Consider the following 7,886-nt stretch of genomic DNA (forward strand, 5'->3'; position numbering starts at 1 on the left):
ACTCGGCGCCTGCCCCTTCGCGAGTCGCGCCATGCCCCGAGTTGCCTTCCGCCTTACCCGTCTTGCCGCGTTTCTGGTCGCCTTGTCCGCCGGTGCCGCCGGCGCCGGCGAGCCCCTCCGCCTGCAGGCCGCCCAGATCCGGGCGCTGGGGATCGAGACGGCGGTCGTCGGCCAGGCCGACACGGAACGCCAGGGCGTCTATCCGGCCCGCGTGCTGGTACCCAACGAACAGATGCGCGTCGTCGCCGCGCCGGTCGGCGGGATGCTCGAAATGCTCGCCGTCTCCCCCGGCGCTTCGGTCAAAAAAGGCCAGGTGCTGGCCCGCCTGGCCAGCCCGCAGGCGCTGGAACTGCAGCGCGAGGCGCTGCAGGCCGGCAGCCAGTCGGCGCTGCTGCAGCAAAGCCTGAAGCGCGACCAGCAACTGTTCGCCGAAGGCCTGATCGCCGAATCGCGCCTGCAGGCGACGCGCGCCGCCGCTACCCAGGCCGCCACCCAGGCCAGCGAACGCCAGCAAGGCCTGGCGCTGGCCGGTATCGCGCCGGGCAAATTGGGCCCTGCGCTGGCGTTGACCGCACCGATCGACGGCGTCGTGCTCGAACAGGGCGGCCAGCTCGGCCAGCGCGTCGAGGCGTCGGCGATGATCTACCGCATCGCCAGATTGTCGCCGCTGTGGCTGGAAATCCAGGTGCCGCTCGACGTCGCCGCCGGTCTCCGCGAAGGCATGGCGATCCGGGTCGCCGGGCGCGACATCGGCGGCAAGCTGATCGCCATCGGCCGCACGGTCGACCCGGCGAGCCAGACGGTCCTGCTGCGCGCCGAGGTCGATAAGGGCGCCGACGCGCTGCATGCCGGCCAGGTGGTCGAGGCGGAGATCGCCACCCCGCCCGCCGGGCACCAGCGGCTGCCGGCCGCCGCCCTGGCGCGCCACGACGGCAAGACCTGGGTCTTCGTCCAGGCCGCCGGCGACGATGCCGACGTGCGCTTCGCCGCCCGGCCGGTGCGCATCGTCGGCCAGGGCGGCGACAGCGTGCTGATCGACGGCGTGCAGGCCGGCGAACGGGTTGCCGTGCGCGGTGTTTCCGGGCTCAAGGCGATGCTGGCCGGCATCGGTCGCGAGTGATGCTGGCCGCTCTCGTCCGTTTTTCGCTGACCCAGCGCCTGCTGGTGCTGGTGCTTGCCGTCATGCTGGTCGGCGCCGGCGTGCAGGCGTTCCGCGGGCTGCCGATCGACGCCTTCCCCGACGTGTCGACGACGCAGGTCAAAATCATCCTCAAGGCGCCCGGCATGACGCCGGAGGAAGTCGAGACGCGCATCGCCGTGCCGGTCGAGCAGGAAATGCTCGGCATCCCGCACCAGCGCCTGCTGCGTTCGGTGTCGAAATACGCGCTGACCGACATCACCATCGACTTCGCCGACGGCACCGACATCTACTGGGCGCGCCAGCAGGTCGGCGAACGCCTGGCCGCCGCCATGGGCAACCTGCCGCCCGGCGTGAGCGGCGGCATGGCGCCGATCACGACGCCGCTCGGCGAGATGTTCATGTTCACCATCGAGGGCGACCTGCCGCTGGCCGAGAAGCGCGCCCTGCTCGACTGGGTGATCCGCCCGCAGCTGCGCACCATTGCCGGCGTCGCCGACGTCAACAGCCTGGGCGGCGAGGTGCGCACTTTCGAGGTCGTGCCGCAGCCGCAACTGCTGGCCGCCCGCGGCCTGGCGCTGAAGGACCTGCAGGCGGTACTCGAGGCCAACAACCGCAACGACGGCGCCGGCCGCCTCGCCGATGGCGAGGAAGCGCTGCTGGTGCGCGCCGAAGGGGCGATCCGCGCGGTCGACGATGTGAAAGCCATCGTTTTGCAGGCGAAGGATGGCAAGGTGGTGCGCGTCGGCGATGTCGCCGAGGTCCGTTTTGGCGCCCTCACCCGCTACGGCGCGGTGACCCGCAACGGCCAGGGCGAGGCGGTGCAGGGGCTGGTCCTCGGCCTGCGCGGCGCCAACGCGCAGAACGTCGTGGCCGGCGTCAAGGCGCGGCTGGCCGAGATCGCGCCGACGCTGCCGCCGGGTGTCAGCATCGAACCTTTCTACGACCGCAGCAACCTGGTCGGGCGCGCCGTCGGCACCGTCGCCAAGGCGCTGCTCGAAGCCATCGTGCTGGTCGTCCTGCTGCTTCTCGCCTTCCTCGGCAATCTGCGCGCGGCGCTGGTCGTCGCGCTGATGCTGCCGCTGTCGGCGCTCGCCACCTTCATCCTGATGCGGCTCTATGGCCTCTCGGCCAACCTGATGAGCCTCGGCGGCCTCGCCATCGCCATCGGCATGCTGGTCGACGCGGCGGTGGTCGTCGTCGAAAACGTCGAAAGTCAGCTCGCCGAGGCGCCCGACAACCTGCCGACCCTGCACCTGATCTTCCGCGCCACCCGCGAAGTCGCGGCGCCGGTGACCTCGGGCATCGTCATCATCATGATCGTCTTCCTGCCGCTGCTCACCCTGCAGGGGCTGGAAGGCAAGATGTTCGGGCCGGTCGCGCTGACCATCGTCTTCGCGCTGGCGTCGTCGCTTCTGCTGTCGCTGACCGTGGTGCCGGTGCTCGCCTCGTACCTGCTCAAGCGCGGAGCCCACCATGAACCATGGCTGGTGAAAAAGCTGGCCGCCGTATACGACCGCGTGCTGACTTCGGCCCTGAGCCACAGCCGGACTTACATGATCGGCGCGCTGCTCGCGCTGGCCGCCGCGGCCGGCGCCTTCCTGCTGCTCGGCAAGAGCTTCATGCCGACCATGGACGAAGGCGACATCATCATGCAGCTGGAAAAGCTGCCGTCGATCGGCCTCGACCAGACCATCGCCATCGACGGCCGCGTGCAAAAGGCCATTCTCGAAAATGTGCCGGAAGTGAAAGCCATCGTCGCCCGCGCCGGCGCCGACGAACTCGGCCTCGACCCGATGGGACTCAACCAGACCGACACCTTCATGGTGCTGCAGCCGCGCGCCACCTGGCGCAACGCCGACCCGGCCTGGCTGGCCGACCGGCTGCGCGCGGTGATGGCGGATTTCCCCGGCATCGGCTTCTCGTTCACCCAGCCGATCGACATGCGCGTTTCGGAAATGCTGACCGGCGTGCGCGGCGAACTGGCGATCAAGATTTTCGGCCCCGACCTGGCGACGCTGAACCGGGTTGCGGTCGACATCGAAAATACGGTCAAAACCGTGCGCGGCGCCGAAGACACCTTCACGCTGAAGAACGACGGCGTGCAGTACCTGAAGATCGCCGTCGACCGCCTGGCGGCGGGCCGCTTCGGCCTCAATGTCGACGATATCCAGAACGAACTGAAATCCCTGCTCGAAGGGCGCAACGTCGGCATCGTCATCGACCGCGGGCGGCGCGTGCCGGTCGTCCTGCGCGGGCCGGAAAGCCTGCGCTCGTCGCCCGCCGACTTCGCGGCGCTGCGCCTCGGCCTGGCGGACGGCGGCAGCGTGCCGCTCGCCGCCGTCGCGAAGATCGAGCGCATCGACGGCCCGGTCAAGGTCGACCGCGAGAATGCCGAGCGCTACGTGGTGGTGCAATCGAATGTCCGCGACCGCGACCTGGTCGGCTTCGTCGACGACGCCAAGGCCGCCGTCGCCCGCGACGTCAAGCTGCCGGCCGGCTACCGCCTGGCCTGGGGCGGCCAGTTCGAGAACCAGCAGCGGGCGGCGGCGCGCCTGATGGTGGTGGTGCCGGTGGCGCTGGCGCTGATCTTCTTCCTGCTCTTCTCGACCTTCGGTTCGGTGCGCCAGGCGCTGCTGGTCCTCTCCAACATCCCGTTCGCGATGATCGGCGGCGTCTTCGGCCTGCTCGTCGCCGGCGAATACCTGTCGGTGCCGGCCTCGGTCGGCTTCATCGCCCTGCTCGGCATCGCCGTGCTCAACGGTGTCGTCATGGTCACCTACTTCAACCAGCTGCTGGCGCGCGGCATGGCGGTCGGCGAGGTCGTCGTCGAAGGCGCCAAACGCCGCCTGCGGCCGGTGCTGATGACCGCCAGCATCGCCGCCTTCGGGCTCGTGCCGATGCTCTTCGCCAGCGGTCCCGGCTCGGAAGTGCAACGTCCGCTGGCGATCGTCGTCATCGGCGGCCTGCTGACGTCGACCGCGCTGACCCTCGTCCTGCTGCCCATCCTGTTCCGCCGCTTCGGGGTCAAATCCACTGTCCGTTTCAATGAGGAAAGCCATGGCTGATGTCCTGCTTTCACTGACCATCCCCAACGACGTCGCCCAGGACGTCGAGGACCTGCTGCTGTCGCGGCCCGACCTGGTGCGCGGCTTCACCGCCAGCCAGGCCGAAGGCCACGGCTCGGTCGTGCCGCTGGTCGAACCCGGCGAGCTGGTCTGCGGCCACGCGCCGCGCACCCAGATCCGCACCGTCGGGCCGGAAGACGCCATGCGCGCCGTGCTGGCGCTGATCAAGGCCGAGCTGCCGCAGGCCAACGTCTTCTACTGGCTGGTGCCGGTGATCGAGATGGGGCGGCTATGAAAATCGGCCATTTTTTGCTGTTGACCGCAGCAATCGGCAGTTGCGGCGCCAGCGCCGCCGAACCGACACCCAACCTGCCACCGACCGAGGCCGTCGCCCGCGTGCTGCGCGCCAACCTGTCGGTGCAGGCGGCCGCCGGCCAGGTGCGGGTCGAGGAAGCCAACCGCAGCCGGCTCGAAGCCGGTCCCTACGAATGGAACCTGCGCCTCGGCGCTCACCAGCGCCGCGTCACGCCGTCCGGCGCGCCCGACGAACGCTACAACGAGTGGAACGCCCAGCTCGAACGCCCGCTGCGTCTGCCCGGCAAATCCTCCGCCGACGCCGAGATCGGCGCCCTCGGCGTCGCCATCGCCGAGACCGGCCAGGGCGACGCGCTGCACGAAGCGAGCCGCGGCCTGCTCCGCTACTGGTTCGTCTGGCTGAAGGAAAACGCGGCGGCGGCTCAATGGGGCGAGCAGTTGGCCCTGCTCGAACGGCAGACCAGGGCCGTCCAGCGCCGCCAGCAACTAGGCGACGCCGCCCGCCTTGAGAGCGTGCAGGCCGAAGCCGCGCTGGCCCAGGCCGAGGCCCAGCTGGCCCAAGCCCGGGCGCGCCGGACCACCGCCGGCGAAGACCTGCGCCGGCGCTTTCCCGGCCTGCCGCTGAACGAACCGGAACGCATCGCCGAACCGCCAGTCATCGTCGGCAGCGAGGACGAATGGCTGGCGACCATCCTGGAGCACAGCCACGAACTCGCCGTCGCCCGCGGCGAAGTGCGCAAGGCGCAGGCGCTCGCCGGCCGCGCCGGGCGCGACAAGCTGCCGGACCCGACGCTCGGCGTCCAGGTGTCGCGCGAACGCGGCGGCGAGGAACACGTCCTTGGCGCCTACGTCGCCATTCCCCTGCCCGGCGGCGCCCGCCAGGCCACGGCCAGCGCCGCGCTGGCCGAAGCCGACGTCGCCGCCAGCCGCGAAGCGGCGGTGATGCAGAAAATCGGCGCCGAAGCCGCGGCGCTCTACCACTCGGCCAACGAAGCCCGGGCGACGTGGACGGCCAGCCGCAACGCCGCCGACCGCCTGCAGCGCGCCGCCGAGATGACGGCCCGCGCCTACCAGCTCGGCGAAGGCAGCCTCAGCGAACTGCTGAATGCCCGCCGCCTGGCCAACGAGGCCATGCTCACCGCGCGCGTGAGTCAGCTCGAAGCACTCGAACTGCGCTACCGCCTGCTGCTCGACGCGCACCAGATCTGGGATCTGGACTAGCCAAGCGGCGTGGATGCGGCGCGCCGGCGCGGCTGAGGTATCCTGCCGGACCATCCATCCGTTCGCCCCGCCATGAAGAACCCGGTCCCGGTCATCGTCCTCGCACAGCTATTCGGCACCTCGCTATGGTTCTCGGCGAACAGCGCCGCCGACGACCTGGTCCGCACCTGGGGCATCGCGCCGGCCGACATCGGCACGCTGACCAACGCCGTGCAACTGGGCTTCATCCTCGGCACCCTGACCTTCGCCGTTTCCGGCCTCGCCGACCGCTACGCCGCGAGCCGCATCTTCGCCGTCTGCGCCGTCCTCGGCGCCCTCGGCAACGCCGCCTTCGCTCTCCTGGCGACCGGCATGGCCGCCGGCATTCCCCTGCGCTTCGCCGTCGGCTTCTGCCTCGCCGGGGTGTACCCGCTGGGCATGAAGCTGGTGGTCAGCTGGGTGCCGGAACGCGCCGGCGCCGCGCTGGCCCAGCTGGTCGGCATGCTGACGCTGGGCACCGCGCTGCCGCACGGCATCCGCCTGGCCGGCGCCGGCTGGTCGTGGCAGGCGACGATCCTCGTGTCGTCGGCGCTCGCCCTGCTCGCCGCGGCGATGATCTTCCGCCTCGGCGACGGCCCGCACCTCAGGCGCCGGCACGACGCGCCGCCGCTGCGCCTGGGCCGCGTCTTCTACGCCTTCTCGGTCCGCGAGTTCCGCGCTTCGGCGCTCGGCTACTTCGGCCACCAGTGGGAGCTCTACGCCTTCTGGACGCTGGTCCCGGCGCTGGTGCTGCTCAGCGGGCTGGCAATGCCGGGCAGCACGACGCTGTCCGGGCTGTCCTTCGCGATCATCGGCATCGGCGCCCTCGGCTGCCTGTTCGGCGGCTGGTGGAGCCAGCGCATCGGCAGCGCGCGGGTGGCCGCCACGGCGCTCGCCCTGTCGGCGCTGTGCTGCGCCGTCTTTCCGCTCGCCGCCGGCTGGCCGGCCTGGGTCCGGCTCGCCCTGCTGCTCGTCTGGGGTGCCAGCGTCGTCGCCGACTCGCCGCACTTCTCGGCGCTTTCCGCGCGTGCCTGCGCGCCGGAAATCGTCGGCAGCGCGCTCGCCTTCCAGAATTCGATCGGCTTCGCCATCACCATGCTGTCGATCCAGCTCGGCACTGCCTGGATCGGCGACTGGGGCGCCAGCATCGCCTGGCTGCTGCTGCCCGGCCCGCTGCTCGGCCTGCTCGGCCTCTACCCCCTATGGCGGCGCCCGGCCTGAACGCCGGGCCGGCGTTCAGCCGCGCAAGCGCTCGACCATTGCCCGCAATGCCGCGACATCGGCTTCGAGCGCCGCGACCCGCGACCTGAGTTCGTCGATCTCCGCCCCGGCGGAACCTGCCGCCCGACCACCCGCCGGCGCTTCGCTCGCCGGCTGCCCGCTCAACAGGTGCGACCAGCGGTTCTCGCGCGCCCCCGGCAAACGCGGCAACTCGACCACCAGCGCGCCGTCCGGACGGGCGGCGAGCTCCTCCAGAAAGGCCTCGACCGCCGAAATGTCGGCGAACTTGTGCAGGCGCTCGCAGTTCAGGCGCAGCTCGCCCGCCGTTTGCGGACCGCGCAGCATCAGCACCGTCAACAACGCCGAGGCCTGGGTCGGCACGCCGAGCCCCTTCTCCAGGTTGTGCGCGAAGCGGGCGACCCGGCTACCGCTCACCTCGTAGACCAGTCCCAGATCCTTCAGCGTGTCGATGGCCAACAGAATATCGGCCTCGGCCGCCTCCATGACAGGATGGCGGCTGGTCTTCTGGTTGCAGCCGGCCGCCAGCGCGTTGAGCGAGAGTGGATAGGTATCGGGCACCGTCCGCTGCTTCTCGACCAGTGTGCCGAGGACGCGGGTTTCGAGGAGGGAGAGGATGGGAGGGAATTCAGGCATGCGGGGGCTTTCGGGAACGGAGATGATTCGGGAAATTTTGCGATCGGTTATTTGCGATCGACAAGCGAATTCCTGCTGCAATGCAGCCATGTTACGCAAATAGATGACCCATGACTGTCTCAGTTCGACCCACAGCAGACGTATCCGTCTTCGAATTCAGCGCCTGATAGCTGACATTCGCCGATCGTGGAAATCACGGTAACTACTGACTGCTTGCTGCAAACTCGACCTTTAAAGTGGTCGTCATGTGT

The 7,886-nt window shown here is 70.0% G+C and carries 6 protein-coding genes; 5 read left to right on the top strand and 1 reads right to left on the bottom strand.

The window, feature by feature from the left end; translation table 11 throughout:
- The first annotated feature begins 31 nt into the window (after nt 1-31).
- From GH660_RS14185 to GH660_RS14205, 5 genes are all read left to right on the top strand, one after another.
- Nucleotides 32-1,120, top strand: a complete 1,089-nt coding sequence (locus GH660_RS14185) for an efflux RND transporter periplasmic adaptor subunit (RefSeq protein WP_153147327.1) — start codon at nt 32-34, stop codon at nt 1,118-1,120.
- Complete coding sequence (locus GH660_RS14190; RefSeq protein WP_153147328.1) at nt 1,120-4,206, top strand: efflux RND transporter permease subunit; 3,087 nt, start codon at nt 1,120-1,122, stop codon at nt 4,204-4,206. Before GH660_RS14185 ends, GH660_RS14190 begins: the two co-directional genes overlap by 1 nt.
- Nucleotides 4,199-4,501, top strand: a complete 303-nt coding sequence (locus GH660_RS14195; RefSeq protein WP_194266324.1) for a DUF3240 family protein — start codon at nt 4,199-4,201, stop codon at nt 4,499-4,501. The genes GH660_RS14190 and GH660_RS14195 overlap by 8 nt, the downstream gene beginning before the upstream one ends.
- The gene (locus GH660_RS14200; protein ID WP_153147330.1) at nt 4,498-5,742 is read left to right on the top strand and encodes a TolC family protein; all 1,245 of its coding nucleotides are present in this window, start codon (nt 4,498-4,500) and stop codon (nt 5,740-5,742) included. Before GH660_RS14195 ends, GH660_RS14200 begins: the two co-directional genes overlap by 4 nt.
- Before the next feature lie 72 nt (nt 5,743-5,814).
- Nucleotides 5,815-6,981, top strand: coding sequence for an MFS transporter (locus GH660_RS14205; protein ID WP_153147331.1), 1,167 nt, complete (start codon nt 5,815-5,817; stop codon nt 6,979-6,981).
- A gap of 15 nt (nt 6,982-6,996) precedes the next feature.
- On the opposite strand, the gene GH660_RS14210 is transcribed toward GH660_RS14205, so the two are convergent.
- Entirely contained in the window at nt 6,997-7,635 is a 639-nt protein-coding gene (locus GH660_RS14210) for a YceH family protein (protein WP_153147332.1), read from the bottom strand.
- Nucleotides 7,636-7,886 lie beyond the last annotated feature (251 nt).

The organism is Dechloromonas sp. H13, from assembly GCF_009469615.1.
In the GTDB taxonomy this organism is placed as follows: domain Bacteria; phylum Pseudomonadota; class Gammaproteobacteria; order Burkholderiales; family Rhodocyclaceae; genus Azonexus.